General features: G+C 68.1%; 27 protein-coding genes and 1 pseudogene. 18 read left to right on the top strand and 10 right to left on the bottom strand.

All coding sequences use genetic code 11. The annotated features are described in order from the left end of the window. The first annotated feature begins 324 nt into the window (after window positions 1–324). The 6 genes and pseudogenes from acsA to ACEWX3_RS22870 all read left to right on the top strand — a co-directional run bounded on the left by acsA (window position 325) and on the right by ACEWX3_RS22870 (window position 5,829). A complete protein-coding gene (gene acsA / locus ACEWX3_RS22895; protein ID WP_374157778.1) occupies window positions 325–2,121 on the top strand; it encodes an acetate--CoA ligase in 1,797 nt (598 codons plus the stop codon). After that, complete coding sequence (gene pdhA / locus ACEWX3_RS22890) at window positions 2,118–3,095, top strand: pyruvate dehydrogenase (acetyl-transferring) E1 component subunit alpha (RefSeq protein ID WP_374157777.1); 978 nt, start codon at window positions 2,118–2,120, stop codon at window positions 3,093–3,095. Before acsA ends, pdhA begins: the two co-directional genes overlap by 4 nt. Beyond that, a pseudogene (locus tag ACEWX3_RS22885) lies at window positions 3,092–4,068 on the top strand (alpha-ketoacid dehydrogenase subunit beta). Before pdhA ends, ACEWX3_RS22885 begins: the two are co-directional and overlap by 4 nt. Then, window positions 4,065–5,258: a dihydrolipoamide acetyltransferase family protein gene (locus tag ACEWX3_RS22880; protein ID WP_374157776.1), complete on the top strand. Its 1,194-nt coding sequence runs from the start codon at window positions 4,065–4,067 to the stop codon at window positions 5,256–5,258. Before ACEWX3_RS22885 ends, ACEWX3_RS22880 begins: the two are co-directional and overlap by 4 nt. 8 nt (window positions 5,259–5,266) lie before the next feature. Beyond that, complete coding sequence (locus ACEWX3_RS22875; protein ID WP_207065601.1) at window positions 5,267–5,530, top strand: acyl carrier protein; 264 nt, start codon at window positions 5,267–5,269, stop codon at window positions 5,528–5,530. Window positions 5,531–5,541: 11 nt separating this feature from the next. After that, window positions 5,542–5,829, top strand: coding sequence for an ANTAR domain-containing protein (locus tag ACEWX3_RS22870; protein WP_374157775.1), 288 nt, complete (start codon window positions 5,542–5,544; stop codon window positions 5,827–5,829). Here the strand turns inward: ACEWX3_RS22870 and ACEWX3_RS22865 are convergent. The 4 genes from ACEWX3_RS22865 to ACEWX3_RS22850 are packed head-to-tail and all read right to left on the bottom strand — an operon-like array spanning window position 5,810 to window position 8,041. After that, the gene (locus ACEWX3_RS22865; protein ID WP_207065599.1) at window positions 5,810–6,208 is read right to left on the bottom strand and encodes a DUF302 domain-containing protein; all 399 of its coding nucleotides are present in this window, start codon (window positions 6,206–6,208) and stop codon (window positions 5,810–5,812) included. The two genes, ACEWX3_RS22870 and ACEWX3_RS22865, sit on opposite strands and share 20 nt — an antisense overlap. Window positions 6,209–6,251: 43 nt before the next feature. Then, complete coding sequence (locus ACEWX3_RS22860) at window positions 6,252–6,521, bottom strand: metal-sensitive transcriptional regulator (protein ID WP_163673220.1); 270 nt, start codon at window positions 6,519–6,521, stop codon at window positions 6,252–6,254. A gap of 60 nt (window positions 6,522–6,581) precedes the next feature. Further along, entirely contained in the window at window positions 6,582–7,457 is an 876-nt protein-coding gene (locus tag ACEWX3_RS22855) for a sulfite exporter TauE/SafE family protein (protein ID WP_207065641.1), read from the bottom strand. Window positions 7,458–7,462: 5 nt separating this feature from the next. Beyond that, entirely contained in the window at window positions 7,463–8,041 is a 579-nt protein-coding gene (locus ACEWX3_RS22850; RefSeq protein WP_207065598.1) for a rhodanese-like domain-containing protein, read from the bottom strand. Window positions 8,042–8,215: 174 nt separating this feature from the next. On the opposite strand from ACEWX3_RS22850, the gene ACEWX3_RS22845 reads away from it, so the two are divergent. The 3 genes from ACEWX3_RS22845 (at window position 8,216) to ACEWX3_RS22835 (ending at window position 10,961) form a co-directional block, all read left to right on the top strand. Next, on the top strand, window positions 8,216–9,595 hold the full coding sequence (locus tag ACEWX3_RS22845; RefSeq protein ID WP_207065597.1) for a rhodanese-like domain-containing protein: 1,380 nt from the start codon (window positions 8,216–8,218) through the stop codon (window positions 9,593–9,595). Window positions 9,596–9,628: 33 nt separating this feature from the next. After that, window positions 9,629–10,003 (top strand): thioredoxin, encoded by a 375-nt coding sequence (trxA, locus tag ACEWX3_RS22840; protein WP_207065596.1) that lies wholly within the window; start codon window positions 9,629–9,631, stop codon window positions 10,001–10,003. Between the two features lie 361 nt (window positions 10,004–10,364). Next, the gene (locus ACEWX3_RS22835) at window positions 10,365–10,961 is read left to right on the top strand and encodes a hypothetical protein (RefSeq protein ID WP_207065595.1); all 597 of its coding nucleotides are present in this window, start codon (window positions 10,365–10,367) and stop codon (window positions 10,959–10,961) included. On the opposite strand, the gene ACEWX3_RS22830 is transcribed toward ACEWX3_RS22835, so the two are convergent. Continuing rightward, on the bottom strand, window positions 10,948–11,883 hold the full coding sequence (locus ACEWX3_RS22830; protein ID WP_374157774.1) for an alpha/beta hydrolase: 936 nt from the start codon (window positions 11,881–11,883) through the stop codon (window positions 10,948–10,950). The two genes, ACEWX3_RS22835 and ACEWX3_RS22830, sit on opposite strands and share 14 nt — an antisense overlap. Window positions 11,884–12,069: 186 nt before the next feature. Between ACEWX3_RS22830 and ACEWX3_RS22825 the strand changes: the two genes are divergently transcribed. Beyond that, window positions 12,070–13,254 (top strand): alpha/beta hydrolase family protein, encoded by a 1,185-nt coding sequence (locus ACEWX3_RS22825; protein ID WP_374159926.1) that lies wholly within the window; start codon window positions 12,070–12,072, stop codon window positions 13,252–13,254. Window positions 13,255–13,260: 6 nt separating this feature from the next. On the opposite strand, the gene ACEWX3_RS22820 is transcribed toward ACEWX3_RS22825, so the two are convergent. Further along, window positions 13,261–14,151 carry a universal stress protein gene (locus tag ACEWX3_RS22820; protein WP_374157773.1) on the bottom strand — a complete coding sequence of 297 codons (891 nt, stop codon included), beginning with the start codon at window positions 14,149–14,151 and terminating at the stop codon, window positions 13,261–13,263. A 273-nt stretch (window positions 14,152–14,424) separates the two neighbouring features. On the opposite strand from ACEWX3_RS22820, the gene ACEWX3_RS22815 reads away from it, so the two are divergent. Beyond that, window positions 14,425–15,147, top strand: a complete 723-nt coding sequence (locus ACEWX3_RS22815) for a peroxiredoxin (RefSeq protein ID WP_374157772.1) — start codon at window positions 14,425–14,427, stop codon at window positions 15,145–15,147. A 105-nt stretch (window positions 15,148–15,252) separates the two neighbouring features. Continuing rightward, window positions 15,253–16,524 (top strand): hemolysin family protein, encoded by a 1,272-nt coding sequence (locus ACEWX3_RS22810; protein WP_207065592.1) that lies wholly within the window; start codon window positions 15,253–15,255, stop codon window positions 16,522–16,524. On the opposite strand, the gene ACEWX3_RS22805 is transcribed toward ACEWX3_RS22810, so the two are convergent. The 4 genes from ACEWX3_RS22805 to ACEWX3_RS22790 form a co-directional block, all read right to left on the bottom strand. Then, window positions 16,521–19,244: a cation-transporting P-type ATPase gene (locus ACEWX3_RS22805; protein ID WP_374157771.1), complete on the bottom strand. Its 2,724-nt coding sequence runs from the start codon at window positions 19,242–19,244 to the stop codon at window positions 16,521–16,523. The two genes, ACEWX3_RS22810 and ACEWX3_RS22805, sit on opposite strands and share 4 nt — an antisense overlap. Window positions 19,245–19,336: 92 nt before the next feature. Then, entirely contained in the window at window positions 19,337–20,212 is an 876-nt protein-coding gene (locus ACEWX3_RS22800; RefSeq protein WP_374157770.1) for a universal stress protein, read from the bottom strand. 76 nt (window positions 20,213–20,288) lie between these two features. Next, window positions 20,289–21,275, bottom strand: coding sequence for a magnesium transporter (locus ACEWX3_RS22795; RefSeq protein WP_207065588.1), 987 nt, complete (start codon window positions 21,273–21,275; stop codon window positions 20,289–20,291). Further along, window positions 21,259–22,140, bottom strand: coding sequence for a universal stress protein (locus ACEWX3_RS22790; protein WP_374157769.1), 882 nt, complete (start codon window positions 22,138–22,140; stop codon window positions 21,259–21,261). Before ACEWX3_RS22790 ends, ACEWX3_RS22795 begins: the two co-directional genes overlap by 17 nt. Window positions 22,141–22,322: 182 nt before the next feature. Here ACEWX3_RS22790 and ACEWX3_RS22785 point away from each other — a divergent pair, with 182 nt between their 5' ends. The 6 genes from ACEWX3_RS22785 to rpsD all read left to right on the top strand — a co-directional run bounded on the left by ACEWX3_RS22785 (window position 22,323) and on the right by rpsD (window position 26,291). Beyond that, the gene (locus ACEWX3_RS22785) at window positions 22,323–24,032 is read left to right on the top strand and encodes a SulP family inorganic anion transporter (protein ID WP_374157768.1); all 1,710 of its coding nucleotides are present in this window, start codon (window positions 22,323–22,325) and stop codon (window positions 24,030–24,032) included. 247 nt (window positions 24,033–24,279) lie between these two features. Further along, window positions 24,280–24,501 carry a translation initiation factor IF-1 gene (gene infA / locus ACEWX3_RS22780; protein ID WP_003418601.1) on the top strand — a complete coding sequence of 74 codons (222 nt, stop codon included), beginning with the start codon at window positions 24,280–24,282 and terminating at the stop codon, window positions 24,499–24,501. Between the two features lie 94 nt (window positions 24,502–24,595). Beyond that, complete coding sequence (gene rpmJ / locus ACEWX3_RS22775; RefSeq protein WP_003879483.1) at window positions 24,596–24,709, top strand: 50S ribosomal protein L36; 114 nt, start codon at window positions 24,596–24,598, stop codon at window positions 24,707–24,709. 155 nt (window positions 24,710–24,864) lie between these two features. Next, the gene (gene rpsM / locus ACEWX3_RS22770) at window positions 24,865–25,239 is read left to right on the top strand and encodes a 30S ribosomal protein S13 (protein ID WP_152515773.1); all 375 of its coding nucleotides are present in this window, start codon (window positions 24,865–24,867) and stop codon (window positions 25,237–25,239) included. Between the two features lie 6 nt (window positions 25,240–25,245). After that, window positions 25,246–25,665, top strand: a complete 420-nt coding sequence (rpsK, locus tag ACEWX3_RS22765; RefSeq protein ID WP_152515774.1) for a 30S ribosomal protein S11 — start codon at window positions 25,246–25,248, stop codon at window positions 25,663–25,665. Window positions 25,666–25,685: 20 nt separating this feature from the next. Further along, window positions 25,686–26,291, top strand: coding sequence for a 30S ribosomal protein S4 (rpsD, locus tag ACEWX3_RS22760; RefSeq protein WP_152515775.1), 606 nt, complete (start codon window positions 25,686–25,688; stop codon window positions 26,289–26,291). Window positions 26,292–26,327: the final 36 nt, after the last annotated feature.

Genomic DNA, 26,327 nt, shown 5'->3' with positions numbered 1-26,327 from the left:
TCTATTGCCGGGCACCCGGCTGGAAAACGATGGGTTCGGTTCGTCTGTCGACAGGAGTGACGATGACATCGACCGACCACACAGCCGGGGTCCGCAGTGCGCTCGACGACGTCGCCTGGCAGTTCCTCCGTTCGGAGTTCGCCGGCGAGATCTACCTGGGCTGGCCATCGACCGCCGACTCGACGCGTTTCTGCGCCACCGCGGATACGACCAGCTCCACGACGACGGGACCGCCTACGAGGCCCTGTTGGACAGGGTCATGGCCAACATCGGTGCCGCCCTGCAAACCGGCGTTGTGCCGCAGCAGAATTAGGGAAGCCTGCCATGAATGTGATCCACAAACGCGCCGATGACTGGCGCGTGGAACCGAATTTCACGGATTACGAGGGAACGCGGGCGAGGTTCGCGTGGCAGGACGCACCCGACGTGTGCGAAGGGATGGAGGGCGGCGGGTGCAACATCGCCTTCGCGGCGCTCGATCGGCATGTGCACGGTCCGGCGGCCACGCGGACCGCATTGCGGTTCGTCTCCGCCGCGGGCTCGGACGGTGCCGTGCAGACCCGAGATCTCAGCTACGCCGAATTGGCGGGCTGGGCGCACCGATTCACGAACGTCCTGCGCGCCCTGGGTGTGGGCAAGGGCGACCGGGTGTTCACGCTGACCAGCCGCTGCCCCGAGCTCTACGTCGCGATTCTCGGCTCATTGCGCAACGGAAGTGTGGTCTCGCCCCTGTTCTCGGCCTTCGGACCCGAGCCCATCGCCACCCGCCTGACCCTGGGCGAAGCGAACGTCTTGGTCACCACCAAGGCGCTGTACCGCAAGAAGGTCGCGACGATCCGCGACCGGGTGCCGTCGCTGCGCCACGTGCTGATCATCGATGGCGATGCCGACGACGCCGTTCCCGGAACGCTGGGATTCTGGCCGTTGCTGGACGCGGCCGGCCCCGAGGCCCCGATCGAGGTCACCACCGCCGAGGATCCGGCGTTGCTGCACTTCACCAGCGGCACCACCGGCACACCCAAGGGCGCCCTGCATGTGCACGGCGCGGTGACGATGCACTATGTCACCGGGAGGTACGCGCTGGACCTGCATCCCGACGACATCTACTGGTGCACAGCGGACCCGGGCTGGGTGACGGGGATGTCCTACGGGGTCATCGCGCCGCTTCTGCACGGGGTGACCTCCATCGTCGACGAAGCGGACTTCGACGCCGAGCGCTGGTACCGCATCCTGGAGAGCCAAGGCGTCACGATCTGGTACACCGCACCGACCGCGATCCGCATGCTGATCAAAGCCGGTCCCGAACTCGCTTCGCGGTTCCGTTTCCCGAAGCTGCGCTTCATCGCCAGTGTCGGCGAGCCGCTCAACGCGGAGGCGGTCTGGTGGGGCCAGCGGGTACTGGGATTGCCCATCCACGACAACTGGTGGCAGACCGAGACCGGCGGCATCATGATCGCCAACACCCCGGCCTTCGACATCAAGCCTGGCTCCATGGGCCGCCCGCTGCCCGGCGTCGAGGCGTACATCGTCCACCGCCGCGACGACGGGACCGTCGCCGTGGTCACCGAACCCGGCGTCGACGGGGAGTTGGCGCTCGAGCCGGGGTGGCCGTCGATGTTCCGGGGCTACCTGAATCAGGAGCAGCGCTATCGCGACAGTTTCGTCGACGGTTTGTACCTGTCGGGTGACCTGGCCAGCCGGGACTCGGACGGCTACTTCTGGTTCGTCGGCCGCGCCGACGACGTCATCAAATCAGCGGGACATCTGATCGGACCGTTCGAAGTCGAGAACGCGCTGACCGACCACCCCGCCGTCGCTGAAGCGGCGGTCATCGGCATCCCGGACGCCACGTCGGGTGAAGTGGTCAAGGCCTTCGTCACGCTGAAGAACGACTACACGGCCGGTGAGGACCTGCGCCGAGAACTGATGGCGCACGCCCGCACCCGACTGGGCACGGCAGTGGCCCCCAAACAGATCGAGTTCACCGACGCGCTGCCGCACACCCGCAGCGGCAAGATCATGCGGCGGTTGCTCAAGGCCCGAGAGTTGGGGCTCCCGGAGGGCGACACGTCCACGATCGAGACGGTCGAGCGTCCCGATGTGCAGGAGGTGCGCTCATGAGCGCCGACCCGCTGGCCCGGCCGCTGTTGGCGGACATGGTCCGGGTGCGTCGCATGGAGGAGAAGTGCGCCGAACTCTACGGTGAGACGAAGATCCGCGGGTTCCTGCACCTGTACGTGGGGGAAGAGGCGGTGGCCGCGGGATCGCTGCGGGCCCTCGACGCCGACGATGCGGTGGTCGCGACATACCGCGAACACGCGCACGCGCTGCTGCGCGGAGTGCCCATGGCGTCGATCATGGCCGAGATGTTCGGCAAGCAGGAGGGCTGCTCGCGGGGCCGTGGCGGGTCGATGCACCTCTTCGACGCCGACCGCAGATTCTACGGCGGTAACGCCATCGTCGCCGGGGGACTGCCGCTGGCCGTCGGACTGGCACTCGCCGACGCCATGCAGCAGCGAAACCGCGTGACCGGGTGTTATTTCGGTGACGGTGCGGTCGCCGAGGGCGCCTTTCACGAATCGTTGAACATGGCGGCGCTGTGGCAACTCCCCGTGTTGTTCTGTTGCGAGAACAACCTGTACGCGATGGGCACCGCGCTCGAACGTGCCCAGTCCCAGACCGATCTCGCCGCCAAGGCTGCCGCCTACAACGTGGCGACGTTGACCGTCGACGGAATGGATGTCGCGGCATGCCATGACGCCACAGCGAAGGCGGTCGACTCCATCCGCACCGCGGGCGGCCCCTTCTTCCTGGAGTTCCGCACCTACCGCTTCCGCGCTCACTCGATGTTCGACCCCGAGCTCTACCGCGGCAAGGCCGAGGTCGAGGAATGGCGCACCCGGGACCCGATCACGCTGTTCACCGATCGGTGCCTACGCGACGGACTGCTGGCTCCCCAGGACATCGCCGACCTCGAGCAGGCGGCCGACTCCGAGGTCGATGCGGCCGTGGCCTTCGCCGACGCCGGCACGTGGGAGGACGTCGCGGACCTGGAACGTGATGTGCTCACCCCGGCAGCGGAGGTTCGGCGATGAAGACGACATATCGCACCGCAGTCCACGACGCGCTCCGAGACGCACTGCGCGACGACCCCCGCGTGGTGTTGATGGGCGAGGACGTCGGCCGTTACGGCGGCACCTACGCGGCGTCCAAAGGCCTGCTGGAGGAATTCGGCCCCGACCGGTGCGGGACACACCGCTGTCGGAGCTGGGGTTCGTCGGGGTCGGAATCGGTGCCGCGCTGGGGGGACTCCGCCCGATCGTCGAAGTGATGACCGTCAACTTCAGCCTGCTGGCCCTGGACCAGATCGTCAACACGGCCGCCACGCTGCGCCACATGTCCGGAGGTCAATTCTCGGTTCCGCTGGTGGTGCGGATGGCCACCGGGGCGGGACGGCAGCTGGCGGCTCAGCACTCGCACAGCCTGGAGAACTGGTATGCGCACATCCCGGGCATCAAAGTCGTTGCCCCCGCGACGGTGCAGGACGCGTACGGGATGCTGGCCTCCGCGCTGGCCGACCCCGATCCGGTCGTGGTGTTCGAGCACGTCACGTTGTACAACACCGCTGCCGATGTCGACACGCTGGCGGCGCAGGACATCTGCTCGGCGGCCGTGCGCCGGACGGGCTCCGACGTCACGGTGATCGCCTACGGCGGCTGTCTGGCCAAAGCACTGGACGCCGCCGACGAGCTGTCTCTGGCCGGAATCAACTGCGAGGTCATCGATCTGCGGGTGCTGCGTCCGTTGGACACCGAGACGATCCTGGACTCGGTGCGCAAGACCCATCGCGCTGTCGTGGTCGACGAAGCATGGCGGACAGGGAGTCTGGCCGGTGAGATCAGTGCCCAGATCGCCGAGAACGCGTTCTTCGACCTCGACGCGCCGATCGCCCGTGTCTGCAGCGCGGAGGTGCCGATGCCGTACGCGAAGCATCTGGAGCAGGCGGCGTTGCCGCAGCGTGACGACATCGTCGCGGCGGTGCGCACCACGATGGGTGGGCAGCCGTGATCGAGTTCACGATGCCGGCCCTCGGTTCGGACATGGACGAAGGCACGCTCGACCAGTGGCTGGTTTCCCCCGGTGACACGGTGGAGCGCGGTCAGGTCGTCGCGGTCGTCGAAACGACCAAGGCGGCAGTCGAAGTCGAGTGCTGGCACGAAGGAACGGTCGGGGAGCTGCTGGTGCCGGTGGGGCAGACCGTAGAGGTCGGGACGCCGCTGGCGACGTTGCTCGAGCCCGGGGAGCGCCCCGGTCAGACACCTGCTGTGAAACCCGCGACCGTCCCTGAGCCACCCGCGGTCGTCGAGCCGGCTCGAGGGGAGATCATGCCGGCTCCGACCGCGGGTCCCGCGGCAACCTCACACCGCCGGTGGGTTTCGCCGGCGGCGCGCCGTCTTGCCCACACGCTGGGCGTCGACGTCGATGCCGTGACCGGTTCCGGCCCGCAGGGTGCGGTCACCATCAGGGATGTCGAACACGTTGCGGCCGAGGCGAAGAAGCCCCTGCGCGGGCGCACCCCAGCAGACCGGGCTGTGGAGATGCGCCGGTCCATCGCGGCCGCGATGAGCAGGTCCAAGCGTGAGATCCCGCACTACTATCTGGCCGACGAGGTCGTGATGGACTCGGCAATGGCGTGGCTGGGTGAGCGCAACGCCGCTCGGCCGATCACCGAGCGGGCGTTACCGGCGGTCCTTCTGCTCAAGGCGGTCGGCATGGCGGCGCAACGGTTTTCGGAGTTCAACGGCTTCTGGCGCGACGATCGGTTCGTTGCGGCTGACGCCGTGCACGTCGGGGTGGCGATCTCGTTGCGCGGCGGCGGCCTGGTGGCGCCGGCGATCCACGAAGTCGGCGCCAAGAATCTCGACGAGCTCATGGCCGACCTCACCGACCTGGTGGCGCGCGCCCGCGCCGGCTCGCTGCGGAGCTCCGAGATGTCGGACCCGACGATCACGGTCACCAACCTGGGCGATCAGGGATCGGCGACCGTTTTCGGCGTGATCTATCCACCGCAGGTCGCGCTGGTCGGATTCGGTAAGCCGGCCCAGCGGGTGTGCGCGGTGGACGGCGGCATCCGGATCGCGACCACCGTCCAGGCCACGCTGGCGGCCGACCATCGGGCCAGTGACGGGCACCGGGGGGCGCTGTTCCTCAGCGCCATCAACGACCTGTTGCAGCAACCGGAACTCCTGGAGAAGTGAGAGAAGAGATGACGCAGACCCACCTTGGCATCCGCGACGAGGTCCTGGCGGTGCTGACCGCGATCGCTCCCGAAGTCGAGCCGGACGAGATTCGCGACGACGCGCTGCTTCGTGACCAGGTCGACCTCGACTCGATGGACTGGCTGAACTTCCTGGTCGGCCTGCACAAGCGGTTCAGTGTCGACATTCCCGAAGCCGACTACCGGAAGTTGCGCACGCTGAACGACGTCATCGGCTACCTCGCCGACCGCTCCGCGATGGGGTCGGCGTGAGGAGCGTCATGATGCGTGCCGAGTCCACCCGCACCGAACTCGATACCGCCGTCGGAGTACTGATGGGGCGTCGACATTGTTCGGCCGCAACGGCGTTCGCGGAGATCGCGGAGGCCGCCCGTCAGACGGGCATCGGCGCGACGGCGTTGAGCCGCGCCCTGATCTCGTTGACCAGTGGTGTCTCCAGTCGTTTCGACCATCGTGACGAAGTCGAGTCACGCTGGGGCGAGGTGCTGGGCCTGGCGGGACGCGCCGGCGGCCCCGACCCCGGCGACGACGTCAGTTCTGCAGCGAGTTGATGGCCGCGCGCAGTTTGGCCGCGACCTCGTCGGCGACCGGCTTCACCTGCTCTTCACCGGTGACGTCGACGAGGACCTGCGGATCCATCGCCTCGACGAGCACCGCGGCCTCATCGGACGGGTCGGCGCGCACAACGACGTTGCAGGGCAACAGGAGACCGATCTGGCGATTGACGTCGACGGCGCGGTGGGCCAGCGGGGGGTTGCATGCGCCGAGGATCAGATACTGCTCCATGTCCTCACCGAGCTTGGCTTTCAGGGTGGCCTGCATGTCGATTTCGGTGAGCACGCCGAATCCTTGCGCCGCGAGTGCTTCTCGGGTGCGGGTCACGGCGTCGTCGAAGGAGGTGCGCAGCACGGTGGACAGTGCGAATCCCATGGGATCTCCTTTTCGGGGAAGTACGTTTCTTCGGCCTGTGGTGTCACGCTAGCGCCAGAAAGAGCTTCTCCAGTTCGTCTTCGGTCATCGGCTTGCCGGCGTCCGAGGTGTCGCCGGTGGCGCATTCCCGCAACCCGGTCGCGACGATCTTGAATCCCGCCCGGTCGAGCGCCCTGGACACCGCCGCCAACTGCGTGACGACCTCCTTGCAGTCGCGCCCTTGCTCGATCATCGCGATGACGCCGGACAGCTGTCCCTGGGCGCGGCGAAGCCGGTTGAGCACCGCTGCGGTGGAGTCTTCATCTCCGGTCATGGCGGTCACTCCTTTCTGTCACTATGACTCCATGGTACGCCCCGGGGTATTCTCCCCGGGTCACGTCGCTGCGGCAGTGGTGTCACGCCGCCCGGCCAACCGCGCCAGCGGGCACCGCGCGTACCGGGCACAGACCAGCGAGGTTGCCCCTGCGAGGGCGACCACCGCGGCGGTGGCGGCGCCGACGGCCGGGCCCACCTCCTGCCACAGGATCACCGAGGACATCGCCAGCACGAACCAGCCGAATGCCTTGCGCAGGGAGTCGGGGTCGATCACCGCGGTCAGGCGCGCGCCGATGAGCGCGCCGACCAGGGCTGCCGCGGTGACGGCACCGGCCAGCGCCCAGTCGATCTGCACGCTGGACAGGTATCCGGCCAGGCCGGCGAACGACTTCATCGCGATCACGACCAGTGAGGTCCCGACCGCAATCGGCATGGGCAGCCCGCCGAGCAGGGCCAGCGCCGGCACGACGAGGAAGCCGCCGCCCGCACCGACCAGGCCGGTGACCAGGCCGACGACCAGGCCCTCGGCCACGACCTTGCCGACGGGCAACGACGACGGCGCGGCACCGGGGTCGACGTCCTTTCGGCCGCGCAGCATCGCCACGGCAGTGGCGATCATGATCGCCGCGAAACCGATCAGCAGCACCGATCCCGGGATGAAGCGGGCCAGCAGGCCGCCGCCGTAGGCGCCCGCCATGCCGGCGATGCCGAAGAAGAGGCCGGTGCGCCATTGCACCCGGCCGGCCCGGGCGTGGGAGATGGCGCCGACGGCGCTGGTGGCCCCGACCACCAGCAGGGATGTCGCGATGGCCTGCTTGGCGTCCATGCCGGCCACATAAGCCAGCAGCGGCACAGTCAGGATGGATCCGCCGCCTCCGAGCAAGCCGAGGGAGACGCCGACCAGCACGGCCAGGCCCACCGTCAGCGCGATCATGGCAGTCATTTCGCGTCCACCAACTGGGCAACCACCGTGCGCAGATCACAGCTTGCGCCGCGGTTGTAGGGCAGCTTGGCCAGCAGCATGCCCATTGCGCACGTGTTGGTCACGGCGGCGAAGGTCAGGCCGGCCCCGATGGCGAAGGCCACCCATTTCAGCCCGGGCACCAGGATGCTGGCGAGGATGCTGACGGCGACGATCAGCCCGGCCACCAGACGCACCTGACGTTCCAGGTCCCAGCGCTGGCCGCGCTGGTTCACCACGAATCCTCCTGTCTGCCAGGCGGTGATCCCCCCGTCGAGGATGTGCACGTTGGGCAACCCCGCTTTGCGCAGGGTCTCCTCGGCCTGGGCGGCGCGCTGCCCGGAGCGGCACACCAGCACCACGTCCTCGTCCACGTGGGCGATGATTTCGTCGCGGTGTTCGCGCAGCAGGTCGAGCGGCACGTTGTACGAGCCGGGCATGTGGACGGTCTCGAACTCGCCGGGGGTACGGACGTCGAGCACGCGCGGGGGCGCGGCAGAAGCCAGGCGCCGGTTCAGTTCGGCCGAATCGATCATGGCGGGCATCGGTGCGGTCATCGGTGAATCCTTTCTCAAGATACCCATAGGGGTATAAACTGACATCATTCATACATACCCTAGGGGGTATAGTCAAGCGGGAATAGCAACGGCGGAACCGGTGCTCATAATACCCATAGGGGTATATAGGCGAGCGACGTTCTCGCCGCCCACCACGTCAGGAAGGGAAATCCGATGGTTCTGGAGCAGTACTACATCGAATGCCTGTCACACGCGTCGTATCTGATCGGCGACGAGTCCACCGGTCGCGCGATCGTCGTCGACCCGCGCAGGGACATCACCGACTATCTCGCCGATGCCCAGAGGTACGGGCTGACCATCGAAGGGGTCATCAACACCCACTTCCACGCCGACTTCGTCTCGGGGCATCTCGAACTCGTCGAGGCGACCGGAGCGTGGATCGGTTTCGGTGAAGCCGCCGAAACCGACTACCCGATTCGCCGCCTGGCCGATGGGGAGCATCTGTCGCTCGGCGAGGTCGATCTGGAGATCTTGTCCACGCCCGGTCACACCTGGGAATCGATCAGCGTGCTCGTGCGTGAGCACCCCGACGCCGTGCCCACCGCGGTGCTGACCGGCGACTCGCTGTTCATCGGCGATGTCGGGCGCCCCGACCTGGTCAACATCGGCGACAGCTCGACCAGCGATCTGGCCAGGGCGATGTATCACACCCTCCACGACAAGCTGCTGAGGCTGCCCGACAGCGTCACGGTGATGCCCGCACACGGCGCCGGATCGTCCTGCGGCAAGAATCTGTCCACCGAGCTGACCTCGACCATCGGCGAACAGCGCCGCACCAATCCGTCGGTGCAGCCGATGTCCGAGCAGGACTTCGTCGAACTGGTCACCCACGGTCAACCCGCCGCGCCGGCGTACTTCTCGGTCGACGCCGCGATGAACAAGCGCGTCCACCCGCTTCTGGTCCAGGACCGCAGTATCCCGGTGCTGACGGCGACGCAGATCCGCCAGGCGCTGGCCGACGGGGTGCGCGTCGTCGATGCGCGCAGCGTCGAGGACTTCGCCGCGGGCCACCTCCGGGGTTCGGTCAACGTCGGCTTCGACGGCCGCTTCGCCGAGACCGGGGGCATGGTGGCCGGGATCGGTGACAGGATCGCGCTGATCGCCTATCCCGGGGAGGAGCAGGAAGCCGCGCTGCGGCTGGCCCGGGTGGGGTCGGACAACGTCATCGGCTACTTCGCGGTGGGTCGCGCTGGTGGGTTCCCCGCCGAGTTGGCCGATCTGGTCCGCACCGCGCCCCGCGTCACGGTGGCCGAGCTGGACCGCATGCTCACCGACGATGCCGTCACCCTCGTGGACATCCGCAACCCGGGCGAAGTCGAGGCGGGCAGCATCCCGGGCGCGATCCCGATGCCGCTGGCGAACCTGCGGATGCGGCTGGCCGACATCCCGAAAGAGCGCCCGATCGTCGTGCACTGCGCCGGCGGGTGGCGCTCCAGCGTCGCGGCCTCGCTGCTGCGCGCCGAAGGGTTCGACACCGTCTCGGACCTCGAGGGCGGCTACCACGCCTGGGCCGACGCGCACGTGAGTGCCTGACCGAAAATACCGACACGAGAACAGGATCAACCGATGAACACCCGCAACCTCACCCTCGCCGACTTCGAAGCCACCATCACGGAAAGCCCTGTCGTCCTCGTGGACTTCTGGGCCTCGTGGTGTGGACCGTGCCGCGCCTTCGCCCCCGTCTTCGAGCGATCCGCCGCGGCCCACCCAGATGTCGTGCACGCCAAGGTGGACACCCAGGCCGAGCAGCAGCTCTCGGCACTCCTCGGCATCCAGTCGATTCCGACGGTGATGGCATTCCGAGAGGGAGTCCTGGTCTACAGCCAGGCCGGTGCGATGCCGCCCGCTGCGCTGGAGGACCTGATCGGACAGGTTCAGGGACTGGACATGGCGCAGGTGCGCGCCACGATCGCCGAGCGCCAAGCCGACGCGCGGGTCTGACCCGCTCGATCACCGAGGAGGTTTCCCATGTGTTATCCGGCCACGTGTCCCGTCTGCGGAAAGACGGGCTGGCAGGGATGCGGTCAGCACGTCGACGAGGTCATGCGCTCTGTGCCGCCCTCGCAGCGCTGTACCTGTCCGTCCCACGGTGCTGACCCGAATCCGCCGCGAAGACGGGACCTACGGCCCTGATGCCAGGGCTGTCACGGTCATAGCGTCGTCCGTGACGGGGTTTCGTATCGATCGCTTCGGGAGGGCGCCATGGATTGGCCGACCGCCGCCGTGCTCATCGCCGCCATCATCGCCGTGATGGCGGTGGTCAGCACCTACATCGCGTCTCGAACGTCGAAGTGACATCGAGATGACCCAGTCCGCGTCGCCGCCGGGTGCGCACGCCGGGCACCCCGGCACCTGCCCGGCGTGTGGGGCGCAGCTCGACGCGTGGCTGGAGCCCGCAAACCGCCCCTGGTACCGCCGGTTTTCTGTGTGGATCGCCGCGACGGTGGTCGGCACCGTGGTACTGACGTCGGCGTTCCTCGCCGTCACCCTGTCCGATCACCCGGACGACACGGCACGCCTCACGCCCGCGGACCGCACTGCACTGGCCGAATGGTGGTCGAGCGCCTACCCGGCCGTCCACGATCTCGAAACCGGCGTCAACGACACGACCCGCGCCATGCAGCAGCTGGACGCAACGGTGGTCGCATCGGCGTGCCAACGGATGCACGACGCCGCGGCGGTGGCGGTTCCCGCGCACCTGCCGGCGCCCGACCCGTACGTCACCGCGGAGTTGACTGCGGCCGCCGGCGACGCCCACGCCGCGGCGCACATGTGCCTCTCGGTGCTGCAGCGATCGCTGAACAACTACGACGGCGAGTTCGCCTCCACACTGGAGCAGGCCGACAGGCATCTCGACGATGCGCTGGAGTTGGTGAACCGCAGCATCACCGAGCAGTAAGCGGCATCAGGTGACGCAGCAGGAAGTCGCGGTGGTCCCGGGCGACCTCGTCGCGGACGGCACCGTGGTACATGTCGAAATGCCCGACCGGGTATATCCGGATCTCGGGATGCTGTGCCCGGCCCACCTTCTGCAACACCAAAGCCGATGACACCTCCGAATCGTCACGGGCCAGTGTCACCAGGAGTGGGCAGCGGATCTTCTCGACCGAGCCGGCTCGGTACCGGGGAGCGTGAAACAGGAACCGCGGGGTGAACTCGTTACGCCAGCGGGGAGAGCCCTGCTCGACCTGTCGGAACAGGCCCGCCAGCGCGGGATCGCTGAACGCGGCATGGCCGAGACGTCCGTAGACGGGCAGGTAGTGCGGTGACGCTCCGAGCCGTCCCCGAGCCGCGTCGAGAAGGGCCGAACCCACCAGTCGCGCCGCGGCCAGCGCACTGCGCGCGGGGCCGGGGTGAAAATGCGGTGGTCTGTAGCGCCCCCGCAGACCCCTGTACATGTCGAGAGCGGGCACGTTGGCGACCACCGCTGCCAACCCGGGGTCCTCGGCCGCGATGACGATGACGTGGCTGCCGCCCAGCGAGGTCCCCCACAGGGCGACACGATCGGCGTCCACGTCATCGCGAGACCGAACGTGGGCGAGCGCGCTGCGGATGTCCGCCAGTTGGCGCTGCGAATCCACCAGTTGCCGCGGCCGGCCCTCGCTCGCGCCGAAATGGCGGTAGTCGAACGTCAGCACGGCGAACCCGGCGGCGGCGAACACTGCGGCGAAGTCGGGGAGAATCCAGTCCATCGTCCCGGAGAAGCCGTGCGCCATCACCACGCACGGATGACGCCCCGGTCGGTCCGGTCGGTAGAACACAGCGGCGATCGTCGACCCGCCGGACTCGAAGGCAACCTCGCGGGCTCCGTACCCGACCATGTGTGGAGCGTATGCCGGATTTTCGGCCAGGCGGTCACCCGCCGTGTGACCAAGGACTCCTGTGGGCGTCCCAGGCCTGCCGCTAGCGTCGGGGGAATGGATTCCAGCGACGCCGCCGGATCGAGCCGGCCACTGCGGCGTTCCGTCGTCGACCGCGTGCCTGGTTCGGCTCCCGTGCGCAACGTCATTGGGCCTTTGACCAGGACAGGAAGGTACTACGCACGGTCGTGGCGCGACTATCTCGACGACGGGCCCCAGCAGATGCCGATCGCCCGGCCCACCGTCGCGCTGGCCGCCGAGGCCCTGCGCGACGAAGTCGTCCTGCTCGGCCTGCGGGCGCGCCGTCCGGTCAGCGATCCCCAGGCGTTCGAACGTATCCACGCCGAGGTCCTGGCGGCGCTCGAGTTCTACGGCGCCGGTGGATGGCTGGACAAGCCGAAGGGGTTCTTTCGTGCCCCGGGGCGGTTGGACGAGCTGGAGGTCCGCCCGGTGCAGCGTCGAAACCGGTCGTATTTTCGGCTGCGCTGGAACAGCGGCTATCGCCCGCGTCGCGACGAGCCCGGCGCCGACAGATGGTTGGGCTACCAGGCGGTCAGTCATGGCTACGGTCTGATGCTGCGCCACCGCGAGCCTCGGCCGTGGCTGGTGTGCGTTCACGGCACCGAAATGGGCCGGGCGGCGATCGACCTGGCGCTGTTCCGGGCGTGGTACCTGCACGAAAGGCTCGGGCTCAACGTCGTTCTCCCGGTCCTGCCCCTGCACGGTCCCCGTGCGAAGGGGCTGCCCAAAGGCGCTGTGTTCCCCGGTGAAGACGTGCTCGACGACATCCACGCCACGGCCAACGCCGTCTGGGATGTCCGGGGCGTGTTGGGCTGGATCCGGGCACAGGAACCCGACGCCTCGATCGGGATTTACGGGTTGTCGCTGGGGGGCTTCGTCGCCGCTCTCGTGGCCAGCCTCGACGACCACCTGACCTGCGCGGTGCTCGGTGTTCCGGTCGCCGACCTGATCGAACTGCTCGGGCGGCATTCGGGGTTGTCGCAGGACGATCCCCGTCGAGAGACCATCGCGCTGGCCACTCCGCTCGGCCGAATGATCTCGCCGCTCTCGCTGACACCGAAGGTGCCGATGTCCGGCCGCTTCATCTATGCCGGTCTCGCCGATCAGGTGGTTCATCCGCGCGAGCAGGTCAACAGGCTGTGGGACCACTGGGGCCGGCCCGAGATCGAGTGGTACCGAGGCGGTCACGCGGGCTTCTTCCAGTCCCGTCCGGTGCAGCAGTTCGTCACCGACGCCCTGATCCAGTCGGGGTTGGTCATCGGAGCCGACCCCGCCGACCGGTCCGGTCGTCCGGACACCCAGACCGGCTGAGGCGAATCAGTCCTGCCGCGCGACGATCACCGGAACTTGCGCCGAGTGCACGAGCGCACTGCTCACCGACCCCAGCAGCATGCCCGAAAAGCCGCCGCGGCCATGGCTGCCCACCACCACGAGCTGGGCGCGGCCGGCATGTTCGAGTAGCCGCAGGCCCGGCCGGTCGGCGACGACCACCCGTTGCACTCCCACGTCGGGGTACTGAGCCTGCCAGCCGGACAGCCTCTCGGAGAGCACCTCTTCTTCGCGCTCTTTGATGTTGCGCCACTCGATCGGCGCCCAGTTGACACTCGGGAATTCGAGGGGGCCCATGTCCGTCCACGCGTGCAGCGCAACCAGGTCGACGCCACGGCGGGACGCCTCGTCGAACGCGATCGCCGTGGCCCGTTCCGACGCCGGTGAACCGTCGATACCCACCAGGACGGGATCCCGTGGGGAAGGAGTGTGTTCGGTGTGGATGACCGCGACCGGGCAGTGCGCATGATGGACCAGTCCGGAACTGACCGAACCCAACAGCGCACGGTCCACGGCACTTTGTCCGAGGCAGCCGACCACCACCAGCGCGGCCGACTTCGACATGTCGACCAGTGTGGGGACGATCGGCCCCATGATCACCTCGGTGTTGACTCGCGACATGTGTTGTGGCGCCACCTCGCAAGCCAACTTGCGGGCGTCGTCGACGATGCGACGTGCCCGATCCTCCTCAGCCCGCGCATAGCTCGCCGGCATGTCCGGCATCGGCGACGACGGCAGCACGATCGGCGGCACCACATGCACCAGGCTCAGGGCCACGCCCCGCGATTGCGCGTCCTGCGCGGCCCAGGTCACTGCGGCGGCCGAGGACGCGGACCCGTCGACCCCTACCACGACGCCATGAGATGACATGTCGGTCATGTGGCTCTCCCGTCCCCGCTTCGTTGCAGCTTCACTCTATTCAGGAATCCCTCGCGGATCCGGAGCAGTTGGTCGTCGCTGTGAGGGACTTCAGACCTTTCTTCGCAGCCGATTTCGTCGCCGTACAGGGCCCGTCGGCGTATCGGTTGCACACTGCCTCCCACTGTGTGGCATCACACAACCGAGCTGTTCAGGTCGGGTCATTGGACCCTATCGTCGGATACCCCATAGGGTATAGTTCATCAGTAGTGATCGCGCAGAGAGGAAGCATTCATGACCGCCATCGAGACACCGATCCCCGTCACGGGAATGCCCCGAATCGGTGACCCCGCACCGTCGTTCACCGCAAGCACGACCCAAGGGGACATCAGTTTTCCGTCCGACTACGTCGGCAGGTGGGTCATCCTGTTCTCCCATCCGGCAGACTTCACCCCGGTGTGCACCAGTGAATTCATGACATTCGCCTCGATGCAGAAAGAGTTCGCGGCCTACAACACCGAGCTGGTCGGGTTGTCGGTAGACGGTCTCTACAGCCACATCGCATGGTTGCGCACCATCAAGGACAAGATCGCGTTCCGTGACATGCGCGACGTCGAAGTGACGTTCCCGCTCATCGACGACGTGTCGATGGAGATCGCGCAGAAGTACGGCATGATCATGCCGGGTGAGGACTCCACCAAGGCGGTTCGCGCCGTGTTCGTCATCGATCCCAAGGCCGTGATCCGGGCCATCATCTACTACCCGCTGAGTCTGGGCCGCAACTTCGACGAGCTGCTGCGCGTGGTCAAGGCACTGCAGACCGCCGACCATTTCGAGGTCGCGACCCCGGCGGACTGGCGCCCCGGCGACGCCGTGATCGTGCCGCCGGCCGGCTCGTGTGGGACGGCCGACGACCGGATGACCGGCGGCGTCGACGGGGTGGAGTGCGAGGACTGGTTCTTCTGCACCAAGCAGCTTCCCGCCGACGAGGTGGACGCAGCGATCCGCCACCGCTGAGGCATTGTCCGGCCCGGCCTCGCCGGAGGCGCATACTTGCGCCGCAGGCGGCGGCCCAGCAGGCTGCTAAGCGTGACCAGCATGACGGTTCGCGGGTAGCGAGCGATGGACGGATATTGGTTCGACCTGGCACTGGTCGCGTTCCTCGTTCTGGTCAACGGGCTGCTGGCCGGCAGCGAGGCGGCGTTCATCTCGTTGCGGGAAGGGCAGCTGCGTGAGCTGGAACGCCGGGGCAAGCATCGTGATCGGCTCGTCGTGCGTCTGGCGCGCGAACCCAATCGGTTCCTGGCGACCATCCAACTCGGTATCACGCTCGCCGGCTTCCTCGCCTCGGCGACCGCCGCCGTCACGCTCGCCGAACCGCTGACCGCCCAACTCCAATTCCTCGGCGGCGCAGCGCAACCGGTCGGTATCGCCATCGTCACGGTGGTGGTCACGGCATCGACGTTGGTGGTCGGTGAGCTCGCACCCAAACGTCTCGCGATGCAGCACTCCCGGCGCTGGGCAGCGTTGGTCGCCTCGCCGCTCAGCGCCCTTGCGACGATCACCGGGCCCATCGTGTGGTTGCTGGGCAAGGCGACCGATGTGGTGGTCCGCGTGCTCGGCGGCGACCCGCATCGGGGGCGCGAAGAGCTGACCTTCGAGGAACTGCGGCAACTGATCACCAGCCACGGGGGCCTGACCGCCGAGCAGCGCACCATCATCTCGGGTGCGTTGGAGATCCACGAACGTCCGCTGCGCGACGTGGTGGTGCCACGCACGGCGGTGTTCCGGCTGAACGGGGACATGCCGGTGGTGCAGGCGCGTGCCGAGCTCGCGGAGTCGGGGCACACCCGGGCGCCGGTCGTGGCCGCCGGCGAGCTCGACGACACTGTCGGAGTGGTACACCTGCGCGAGCTACTCGGTGCCGACGGCACGGTCTCCGACGTGGCGCGCGCGGTGCTGAGCCTGCCCGACAGTGTCCGGGTCACCGCCGCACTGAACCGGATGCTCGCCGAACGCGAACAGTTCGCGCTGGTGATCGGCGAACGCGGCGGCGTGGCGGGCATCGTCACCCTCGAGGATCTGCTCGAGGAGATCGTGGGCGAAATCTACGACGAAGCGGACCAGGACATCCGATCGGCACGGGTGCTGTCGGACGGTAGCCGGATACTGCCCGGCACCTTCCCCGTTCACGATCTCGTCGACGTCGGTATCGATGTCACCGACTTCCCCGGCGGTGACTACACGACCATCGCCGGGTTGGTGTTGTCGGTCCTGGGCCGCATCCCGACAGAGCCGGGAGACCACGTCGAAGTCGGGACTTACCGCATCGATGTCACTGCCGTAGACCGCAACGCGATCACCGAGGTGCGGGTGCGCCCGCGGTACTCCTAGATTCGACGAACCGTGCTGCTGCGGGCGCGTAGCCACTTTTCGGACGCCACCACCAGGCTCACGACGACGGCGATGCCGAAGATCCGTAGCCAGACCTCGGCGTCCAGAGGGGCGGTATCGAAGATCGTGTTCATCACCGGCAGATAGGTGATCGCCATCTGCGCGACAGCCTGCACAGCGACGCCGACGATCAACCACCGATTGGTGAAAAGGCCGATCCGCCAGGCCGAGCGGGTGAGCGATCGGCAGCTGAACAGGTAGAACGCCTCGACCACGACGAACACGTTGAGAGCCGTGGTGCGCGCTTCGGCCAGCGAAGCGCCCTGTGCCAGTTCCCATTCGAACAACCACCAGGAGCCCGCGACGAGCAGGCTTGATACCAGAAGGATTCGGCCCATCAGAGCTCGGGTCAGCAACGGTTGACCGGGATCGCGTGGCGGCCGCGTCATGATTCCGGCCTCCTTGGGTTCGAAGGCCAGCATCAGGCCGAGCGCCACGGCGGTGGTCATGTTGATCCACAGGATCTGGGTGGGCAGGATCGGCAACATCGCCCCCATCGCGATGGCCGCCAGGATCACCAGTCCCTCACCGATGTTGGTGGGCAGCGTCCACGTGATGAACTTGGTCAGGTTGTCGAACACCCCGCGGCCTTCCTCGACCGCGGCCTCGATGGTGGCGAAGTCGTCGTCGGTGAGCACCATGTCGGCTGCGTCCTTGGCGACCTCGGTGCCACCCCGGCCCATCGCCACACCGATGCTGGCCTGCCGTAACGCCGGTGCGTCGTTGACGCCGTCGCCCGTCATCGCGACGACATGTCCTTTGGCCTGAAGAGCTTCGACCAGGCGCAACTTCTGTTCGGGGGAAACCCGCGCGAAGACGCTGGCCTCGTCGACGAGGTCGGGGAATTCGTCCGCGCTCGACGCGGCGAGTTGCGCGCCGGTCATCACCGACCGCTGTCCGGGCCCTCCCGGGGCGAGAACGCCCACGGACTCCGCGATCGCGCTGGCGGTACCCGGATGGTCGCCGGTGATCATCTTCACCGCGATACCCGCGGAGTGGCAGGCCGCGACCGCCGGTGCGGCCGCGTCCCGCGGCGGATCCAGCATGGCCTGCAGGCCCGTGAACGTGATCGATCCCGCTATCTGCGCCTCGGTGAAGCGCGACGGATCGGCCGGTACCGCCACTCCGCACGCGAGGACCCGTAACCCCTCGGCGGCCAGCGCTTCGGCCGCAGCCACCGCCGCGGATCGGTCGACGCGGCGTAGCGTGCCGTCGGCATCCATCTGTCGTTCACACAACTCGAGCAGGCGCTCGACCGAACCCTTGACCAGCACGACGTGACGGTGCCGTGCGGACTGGTGCAGGGTGGCCATGTACTGGCGTTCGGAGCTGAACGGGATCGCCCCCACCCGCGGAAAGTCGTTCCGAAGGTCCTCGATCGCCAGGCCCGCCTTCGCGGCGACCACGAGCATCGCGGCCTCGGTCGGATCGCCGGCGATCTGCCACCGTGGCCCGTCGGGCGAGAGTGCGGCGTCATTGCACACGGCACCGGCGACCAGCGTCCAGCGCAACGACTCGTCGGCGTCGACCGGCATCGGCTCGCCGTCACCTGTGAGGAGTGCTCCGGTGGGCGCGTAGCCGGATCCGGTTGCGGTCACGGCACGTTGTGGAGTCCACACCTTGCGCACCGTCATCTGGTTCTCGGTGAGGGTGCCGGTTTTGTCGGCGCAGATGACTGTGGTGCCGCCCAGCGTCTCGACCGCGGGCAGCCGCCGGATGACCGCACGTCGCTTGGCCATTCGTGCGACACCGATGGCCAGTGTGATGGTGACCGCCGCCGGCAGGCCTTCCGGAATGGCGCCGACCGCCAACGCGACCGCGGCGGTGAAGGTCTCCACTGCGTCCTGCCGGCGCGCCAAACCGAGGGCAAAGGTGGCAGCGGCCAGGGCGAGGATGCCGATCGTCAGGATCTTGCTGAACCAGGCGAGTTTGGCGGTCAGCGGCGTGGCGAGCGTCTCGGCCGCGCCGACCAGGCGGTGGATCTCACCGATCTCGGTCTCCGAACCGGTAGCCACGACGATCCCGGCTCCCGAACCGGCGGTCACCAGCGTCCCGGAATAGACCATGTTGCAGCGGTCGGCCACCGGCGTGGCTTCCGGCAGCATCACCTCGGTCTTGTCCACCGGCACCGACTCCCCGGTGAGCGCGGACTCGTCCACGCGCAGTTCGCTCTCCCGGATCAGTCGGACGTCGGCCGGCACCTTGTCGCCGGCCTCGACCAGGACGAGGTCACCGGGCACCAGCTGATCGGAGCCGATGGTGCGTTCGCGGCCGTCGCGAATCACCTTGGCCTCGGTGCGCACCATGGAGCGCAGGCTCTGCAGGGCGGTTTCGGCCTTGGTCTCCTGCACGAATCCGACGATGGCGTTGACCGCCACCACGGCGAAGATCACGACCGAATCGACATATTCGCGCAGCGTGGCGGTCACGACGCCGGCTACCAGAAGCACATAGATCAGGGGGTGGTGGAACTGGCGAAGTACCCGGGTGACCAGGCCGGCCCCTCGCGGCGCGGGAAGAGTGTTGAGCCCGAACTCTTTCAGCCGTTCGTCGGCCACCTCGGTGGTCAGCCCCCGATGGGGGTCGGTCTGCAACAACAGCACGACCTCGTGGGCGGCGAGACCGTGGTGCGCGTTCGCCGTCACTGCGTCGGTGTTCACTTCTGTACCGTCTCAAGCCGACGCGGCTGCTGCCAGGCCCGGTCGACGGCTATCCGTAGGGACTTTCGTCCCTAGCTGTGAGAGTGCTTCGCTCAGCGGGGCCGCACGACGACGACCGGCACCGTGGCTGCCTGCACCACCGCGCTGCTCACCGACCCCAGAAGTGTCGCTGCGACGGTGCCGTGGCCGTGGCTGCCGACCACCAGCAACTGGGCGGACTCGGCCTGTTCCACGAGGCGACGGGCGGGCTGGTCGACGACCACCACGCGTCGTGTCGTCACATCGGGGTAGCGCTGGTGCCACGGGCTCAGCTGTTCGGTCAGTTCGGCGTCGACCGCGGAGCGCACCTCCTCGAAGTCGAAACCGGGCATCTCGAAGGCGCCGGGTGACCACCAGGCATGCACCACCACCAGTTCCACGCCGCGACGACTCGCTTCGTCGAAGGCGAACGCGATAGCCGGCTGCGAGGCGGGCGATCCGTCGTAGCCCAGCACGACCGGCGCCGCGGGATCGGGTTCGTTCTCCATCTCCGGGATCACCGCCACGGGGCCGTGACCGCGGTGCACCAACCCGGTGCTGACGCTGCCCTGGAAGATCCGGCCGAGGGCGCCGCGGCCGTGGGTGCCGACCACGACGAGGCCGGCGGTCTTGGAGCGTTCCACCAGCGCGGCCGTGGGGGTGGTGACGGCGAACTCGGCGGAGACGGGGACGGAGTCCCCGGTGATCTCTCTGGCGATCGTCGTGGCGTCGTCGAGGATGTCCTGGCCGATCTGACGCTGGAAGTCCATGATGCCGGTCGGCACCGGCGCGATCGGCCACGTCCCCATCGGCAGGGTGGCTGCGTAGACGACGACCAGTGCCGTCTGGCGCAGCTTCGCGTCTAGGGCTGCCCACTCGAGTGCTGCCTGCGAAGACGGCGAATCATCAACCCCGACAACGATCTCCGTGCTCTCGGCGGCGTCAGTCATCAGGGGCTTCCTTTCGCTGTCTACGGGCGTCGGGCCGGATGACCCGGCCGCTATGGGCGACTCTATGACGACCGGCTCAACCGAGGAACACCGAGACCGCGGCGAAGTACAGCAGGATCGACAGCAGATCCTGCACGACGGTGGCCAGTGGTCCCGAACCGAACGCCGGGTCCTTGCCGAGGCGGTGCAGCAGCCACGGCAGACACAACGCCACCACGGTGGCCACCGTGCTCGCTCCCAGAATCGCCACCGAAACCGCCAGCGCCAGCGCGACGTTGCCCGTCATGACAGCGACGAGCGGCCACATCACAGCACCGAGCAGCAGACCCATCGACAACCCGGTCAGCGCTTCACGGCCGGTGATCCGGCGGATCCCGACCCCGACCGACAGCCCCCGGATCGCCAGCGTCTCGGTCTGGGTGCCCACCGCGTCTGCGAGGTAGACGATGCCGGGGACGAAATAGGCGACCGCGAGGTCGGCCGACAACTGCGCCTCGAACGCCGTCATCAACACCGCCGACACCATGGCCCCGAGCAACCCGATCAACAGCCAGGGCAACCGGTGCCACAATCGCCGCCCGATCGACTCGACGCTGGTGGACCGCGCATGCTCGACATCGCTGAGGAAGCCGCCGAGGCGGGCCAGGTCCTCGTCGTGTTCCTGGAGCAGAACGGTGAGCAACTGCTGAGGCGAGATCAGTCCACGGAAGCGACCGTCCTCGTCGACCACCGCCAGCCCTGGCTCCCCACGCTGCACGGCCTGCCACGCGGCGTGCTCGCGGTCCGTGTCCGGGGCGACCACCGGCGGGTTGGCATCCATGACGTCACGCAGGCAGGCGCCGGCAGGCGCGGCCAACAACTGTTCGATGGTGGCGACGCCCACCAGGTGCCGGCCGTCGAGCACGGCCACCGCTGCGGCGCTGTCGAACCGGCGGCCCCGCATGGCGTCGAGCGCCGCGTCGACCGGGGTCAGCTCATCAGCGGTGGGGACCCGGGTCGAGGCGTGGTGCAGCGCCGCGTCGGCGGAGGCGAGCAGATCGCCCGGTTCAGCTGGAGCGTGCAACGATCACCGGCGTCCGGGCGGACTGGGCCACCGCGGTCCCCACCGAACCCAGCAGCATGCCGGCGAAACCGCCGCGGCCGTGACTGCCGACGACGACGAGCTGGGCGGACTCGGCCTGCTCGAGCAGCTGATGGGCGGGCCGGTCGCGCACCACCACGCGCCGTACCTGCACCTCCGGGTAGCGCTCCTGCCAGCCGGCCAACCGCTCGGCGAGCAGCTCCTCGGCCTGGGGGCGCAACGTCATCCACTCTTCGTTGGGGAACGCATAGATGGTGGGGTCACTCCAGGCGTGCACCGCCACCAGTGGCACCGCCCGCCGGGACGCCTCGTCGAAAGCCACCGCCACCGCGGTCTCCGACGCCGGCGACCCGTCGACACCCACCACGACCGGGGCCTGCTCGGACTGCATCGTCGCGTCGGCCTGCTCGTGGACCACCGCCACCGGGCAGTGGGCGTGGTGGATGAGGCCGGAGCTGACCGAGCCCAGCAGAGCCCGGCCCACCCGGCCGAGTCCCCGGTTGCCGACCACGAGCAGTTGCGCGTCCTTGGACATGTCGACCATCGTCTTCGTGGCGTTGCCTTCTTCCACGTGTTCGCTGATCGTGATCGGACCGTCGTCGGCGACTGCCTGCTCGGCCACCAGCGTTGCCTGGCGCAGGATTTCGCGGGCGCGGCGCTGCGCGATCTCGTCGAGTTCACCGGATACCGACACCTCGTACCAGGTGAGGGCTTGCGCGGTGGGCAGAACGTGGGCCAGCGTCAGCGGTACCCCGTGCAGGAGCGCTTCCCGCGTGGCCCATTCGACGGCCGATTCGGCCTCCGGCGAGCCGTCCACCCCGACCACGATTCCTCGATGTGATGCCATGATGACCTCCTCGAACCGACGATCCGGCAGTGCCGGCGAACCTGGATCGACGGTATGGCGCAGCGACGACCGGCGCCGGAGGCATACGTCACCGTGCGGCAGGGTCCAAATGCCTCTACCGGTCAGCGCCGGATGATCTAACGTCGATCCGGACCGGGGAGGGCCGCACGCCGAGGAGGGCCATGATCGGCGCCGGGTGGGTGACGCAGGTCGTACCCGGGCTGGCCAACTTCCGCGGCTACCCCCGTACCGCGGTGCGCGGCGACGTCCTGGGCGGTCTGACGGTGTCGGCCTATCTGGTGCCGCAAGCCCTCGCCTATGCCACCCTCGCCGGGCTCGCTCCCGTTGCCGGTTTGTGGGCCGCATTGCCTCCGTTGGTGATCTACGCGTTTCTGGGCTCGTCGCGCCAGCTGTCCATCGGTCCCGAGTCCACCACCGCGCTGATGACGGCAGCGGTGCTGGTGCCGGTGGTGGGTTCCGCCGACCCCGGCCGTTACGCCGCACACGCCGCGACGTTGGCGCTTCTGGTCGGGGTGATCTGCGTCGTCGCCGGGCTGCTCCGGCTGGGTTTCCTGGCGAACCTGCTCTCCCGGCCGGTGCTGGTCGGATATCTGGCCGGCATCGCCGCGATGATGGTGGCCAGCCAGCTGGGCCGGCTGACCGGTGTGACGGTCTCCGGCGACTCGGTCATCGAGCAGGTGCGCACCTTCGTGACCGTGGTGCCCGAGTTGCACTGGCCCACAGTGGCACTCAGCGCGGCGGTGCTGGCGGTGATCTTCGCGCTCGACTCTCGCGCGCCGCGCCTTCCCGGCCCGTTGATCGGCATCCTCGCGGCGACCGCCGCGGTCGCGCTGTTCGCGGGGTCCCGCAACGGCGCCGACGTGGTCGACGTCGTCGGCGCGATCCCGGCAGGACTGCCCGTTCCGGACTGGCCTGCGTTGTCCGGCGAGATGCTCGGCGACCTCGTCGTCCCCGCACTGGGGATCGCCGTCGTGGCGTTCTCCGACAACGTGCTGACCGCGCGGGCCTTCGCCTCGCGCCGAGGTGAGGACATCGACCCCCATGCCGAGCTGCGTGCGCTGGGGGTGTGCAACCTCGTCGCCGGGATGTTCCGGGGATTCCCGATCAGCTCGAGTGGCAGCCGTACCGCGCTCGCCGACGCCGCAGGGGCCCGCACCCAGGTCTACTCGCTGGTGGTGCTCGGGGTGCTCGCCACCGCGCTGGTCTTCGGGGGAGGCGTCATGGCCGCCATCCCGTCCGCCGCGCTGGGAGCGCTGGTCGTCTTCGCCGCCACGAAGCTGGTCGACGTCGCCGAGTTCGGCCGGCTGGCCCGCTTCCGCCGCAGTGAGTTGGTGATCGCACTGGCCACCACCGCGGCGGTGGTCGTCTTCGGGGTGCTCAACGGCGTGCTGGTCGCGATCGGGTTGTCGGTGGCAGACCTGTTGCGCCGGCTGGCGCACGCCCACGACAGCGTCCAGGGCCTGGTGCCCGGCCTGCCGGGAATGCACGACGTCGACGACTATCCGGCGGCGACGGTGGTGCCCGGACTGCTGGTCTACCGCTATGACGCGCCGCTGTTCTTCGCCAACGCCGCCGACTTCCGTCGCCGCGCCCTGGCGGCGATCGAGGACTCGCCACGACCCGTGCGCTGGTTCCTGCTCAACGCGGAATCCAATGTCGAGGTGGACCTGACCGCTCTGGACGCGCTGGAACAGCTGCGAACCGAGTGCGAGCGGCGCGGCATCGTGTTCGCGATGGCGAGAGTGAAACAGGATCTGCGCGACGCGCTCGCCGCAGCGGGGCTTCTCGACCGCATCGGGCCCGACCTGATCTTCATGACGCTGCCCACCGCGGTCGAGGCGTATCGCCAGGCCCACCCCGACTGCGGGTGACCACGGCTGGGTTTGTCGTGCCGGGACCGCTGGTCAGCGGATTTTGGGCCCGGACGCTCTCGGAGTAGCATGGACCAACGGTGCGGCTACCGCGCCGACTTCTTTGCGTGCCCTGTCGGGAATTCCCGGGAATTCTCCAGATCCGGCCCACGTTTTCAAGTCGGACCGAAGGCTGTGCTGACCAGGCCGATGAGGCTGAGCAGGCCAACAAGCCGATACGAAACGAAAGCAAGGATCGCTACAGAGTATGGCCAAGAAAGACGGTGCCATAGAGGTCGAGGGCCGTGTTGTCGAACCTCTGCCCAATGCGATGTTCCGCATTGAGCTGGAGAACGGACACAAGGTCCTCGCCCACATCAGCGGAAAGATGCGGCAGCACTACATCCGCATCCTCCCGGAGGACCGCGTCGTGGTGGAGCTGTCTCCCTACGACCTGTCCCGCGGCCGCATCGTGTACCGCTACAAGTGACGATCGCTCGCGCGAGGGATCGACAACCGAGCGCACGCGTCCGTCGCACACGCACAACCACCCCGACCGAAGCAAGAGAAGGATCGAACGAGCCGTGAAGGTGAACCCGAGCGTCAAGCCGATCTGCGACAAGTGCAGGGTGATCCGCCGGCATGGGCGGGTCATGGTGATCTGCTCCGATCCCCGCCACAAGCAGCGGCAGGGCTAGACAGCAGACCAGCTGAGCAGCACCCACAACTGAATGCAGAAATCCCAGCACCACTGAGGGCATAGGGCCCTCGACACACGTCCGGCACGGAGGCCGGACCCCACACGGGGAACGGGCTGGGACAAGACCTCCGCAGAGAACGAGGAATGGCACACATGGCCCGACTAATGGGCGTTGACCTCCCGCGCGACAAGCGCATGGAGGTCGCACTGACCTACATCTACGGCGTCGGCCGCACCCGGTCGCAGGAGATCCTGGACGCCACCGGCATCAGCCGCGAACTGCGCACCAAAGACCTCACCGACGACCAGGTGACCCAGCTGCGCGACTACATCGAGGGCAACCTCAAGGTGGAGGGTGACCTGCGCCGCGAGGTGCAGGCCGACATCCGTCGCAAGATCGAGATCGGCTGCTACCAGGGCCTGCGGCACCGCCGCGGCCTGCCGGTGCGCGGCCAGCGGACCAAGACCAACGCGCGCACCCGCAAGGGTCCCAAGCGCACCATCGCCGGCAAGAAGAAGGCCAGGTAATCAGACATGCCACCACAGAAGAAGGCCGCGGGTACCGCCGGTAAGCGGGGTAAGACCACCCGCCGCAGGGAAAAGAAGAACGTCCCGCACGGCGCCGCGCACATCAAGAGCACGTTCAACAACACGATCGTCTCGATCACCGACCCGCAGGGCAACGTCATCGCCTGGGCGTCGTCGGGGCACGTCGGCTTCAAGGGGTCGCGCAAGTCGACACCGTTCGCCGCGCAGCTGGCCGCCGAGAACGCGGCCCGCAAGGCGCAGGAGCACGGCGTGAAGAAGGTCGACGTCTTCGTCAAGGGCCCGGGTTCGGGCCGCGAGACCGCGATCCGTTCGTTGCAGGCCGCCGGTCTCGAGGTCGGCGCAATTTCCGATGTCACCCCGCAGCCGCACAACGGCTGCCGTCCGCCCAAGCGGCGCCGGGTCTAGGGAAGAGGAGTTAGAAACACATGGCTCGTTACACCGGACCCGTCACCCGCAAGTCGCGCCGCCTCGGCGTCGACCTCGTCGGTGGAGATCAGTCCTTCGAGAAGCGCCCTTACCCGCCCGGCCAGCACGGCCGTGCGCGGATCAAGGAGAGCGAGTACCGCCAGCAGCTGCAGGAGAAGCAGAAGGCCCGCTTCACCTACGGCGTGATGGAGAAGCAGTTCCGTCGCTACTACGAGGAGGCCAACCGCCTCCCCGGCAAGACCGGTGACAACCTGCTGCGCATCCTGGAGAGCCGGCTCGACAACGTCGTCTACCGTGCCGGCCTGGCCCGGACCCGCCGGATGGCGCGTCAGCTGGTCAGCCACGGCCACTTCACCGTCAACGGCGTGAAGGTCGACATCCCCAGCTACCGGGTCGCGCAGTACGACATCATCGACATCAAGGACAAGTCGATCAACACCCTGCCCTTCGAGGTCGCCCGCCAGACCGCCGGCGAGCGTCCCATCCCGGGCTGGCTGCAGGTCGTCGGCGAGCGTCAGCGCATCCTCGTGCACCAGCTGCCCGAGCGTGCGCAGATCGATGTTCCGCTCACCGAGCAGCTGATCGTCGAGCTCTACTCGAAGTAGCGCTCACTGTTCCGGGGCGGCATCCGCCGCCCCGGA

The organism is Mycobacterium sp. G7A2, from assembly GCF_041902445.1.
Classification (GTDB): domain Bacteria; phylum Actinomycetota; class Actinomycetes; order Mycobacteriales; family Mycobacteriaceae; genus Mycobacterium.
The sequence above is the reverse complement of the archived record's forward strand: the minus strand, read 5'-3'. Positions and strand labels throughout refer to the sequence as shown.

Coding starts and splice junctions, on each gene's coding strand:
- trxA (WP_207065596.1), top strand. CDS start 9,629: ATGAACACCCGCAACCTCACCCTCGCCGACTTCGAAGCCACCATCACG.
- ACEWX3_RS22855 (WP_207065641.1), bottom strand. CDS start 7,457: ATGATCGCGCTGACGGTGGGCCTGGCCGTGCTGGTCGGCGTCTCCCTC.
- ACEWX3_RS22820 (WP_374157773.1), bottom strand. CDS start 14,151: ATGACCGACATGTCATCTCATGGCGTCGTGGTAGGGGTCGACGGGTCC.
- infA (WP_003418601.1), top strand. CDS start 24,280: ATGGCCAAGAAAGACGGTGCCATAGAGGTCGAGGGCCGTGTTGTCGAA.
- pdhA (WP_374157777.1), top strand. CDS start 2,118: ATGAGCGCCGACCCGCTGGCCCGGCCGCTGTTGGCGGACATGGTCCGG.
- ACEWX3_RS22830 (WP_374157774.1), bottom strand. CDS start 11,883: ATGGTCGGGTACGGAGCCCGCGAGGTTGCCTTCGAGTCCGGCGGGTCG.
- ACEWX3_RS22810 (WP_207065592.1), top strand. CDS start 15,253: ATGGACGGATATTGGTTCGACCTGGCACTGGTCGCGTTCCTCGTTCTG.
- ACEWX3_RS22875 (WP_207065601.1), top strand. CDS start 5,267: ATGACGCAGACCCACCTTGGCATCCGCGACGAGGTCCTGGCGGTGCTG.
- ACEWX3_RS22850 (WP_207065598.1), bottom strand. CDS start 8,041: ATGACCGCACCGATGCCCGCCATGATCGATTCGGCCGAACTGAACCGG.
- ACEWX3_RS22815 (WP_374157772.1), top strand. CDS start 14,425: ATGACCGCCATCGAGACACCGATCCCCGTCACGGGAATGCCCCGAATC.
- ACEWX3_RS22835 (WP_207065595.1), top strand. CDS start 10,365: ATGACCCAGTCCGCGTCGCCGCCGGGTGCGCACGCCGGGCACCCCGGC.
- rpsD (WP_152515775.1), top strand. CDS start 25,686: ATGGCTCGTTACACCGGACCCGTCACCCGCAAGTCGCGCCGCCTCGGC.
- ACEWX3_RS22860 (WP_163673220.1), bottom strand. CDS start 6,521: ATGACCGGAGATGAAGACTCCACCGCAGCGGTGCTCAACCGGCTTCGC.
- ACEWX3_RS22865 (WP_207065599.1), bottom strand. CDS start 6,208: ATGGGATTCGCACTGTCCACCGTGCTGCGCACCTCCTTCGACGACGCC.
- ACEWX3_RS22870 (WP_374157775.1), top strand. CDS start 5,542: ATGCGTGCCGAGTCCACCCGCACCGAACTCGATACCGCCGTCGGAGTA.
- rpsM (WP_152515773.1), top strand. CDS start 24,865: ATGGCCCGACTAATGGGCGTTGACCTCCCGCGCGACAAGCGCATGGAG.
- ACEWX3_RS22790 (WP_374157769.1), bottom strand. CDS start 22,140: ATGGCATCACATCGAGGAATCGTGGTCGGGGTGGACGGCTCGCCGGAG.
- rpsK (WP_152515774.1), top strand. CDS start 25,246: ATGCCACCACAGAAGAAGGCCGCGGGTACCGCCGGTAAGCGGGGTAAG.
- ACEWX3_RS22800 (WP_374157770.1), bottom strand. CDS start 20,212: ATGACTGACGCCGCCGAGAGCACGGAGATCGTTGTCGGGGTTGATGAT.
- ACEWX3_RS22845 (WP_207065597.1), top strand. CDS start 8,216: ATGGTTCTGGAGCAGTACTACATCGAATGCCTGTCACACGCGTCGTAT.
- ACEWX3_RS22785 (WP_374157768.1), top strand. CDS start 22,323: ATGATCGGCGCCGGGTGGGTGACGCAGGTCGTACCCGGGCTGGCCAAC.
- acsA (WP_374157778.1), top strand. CDS start 325: ATGAATGTGATCCACAAACGCGCCGATGACTGGCGCGTGGAACCGAAT.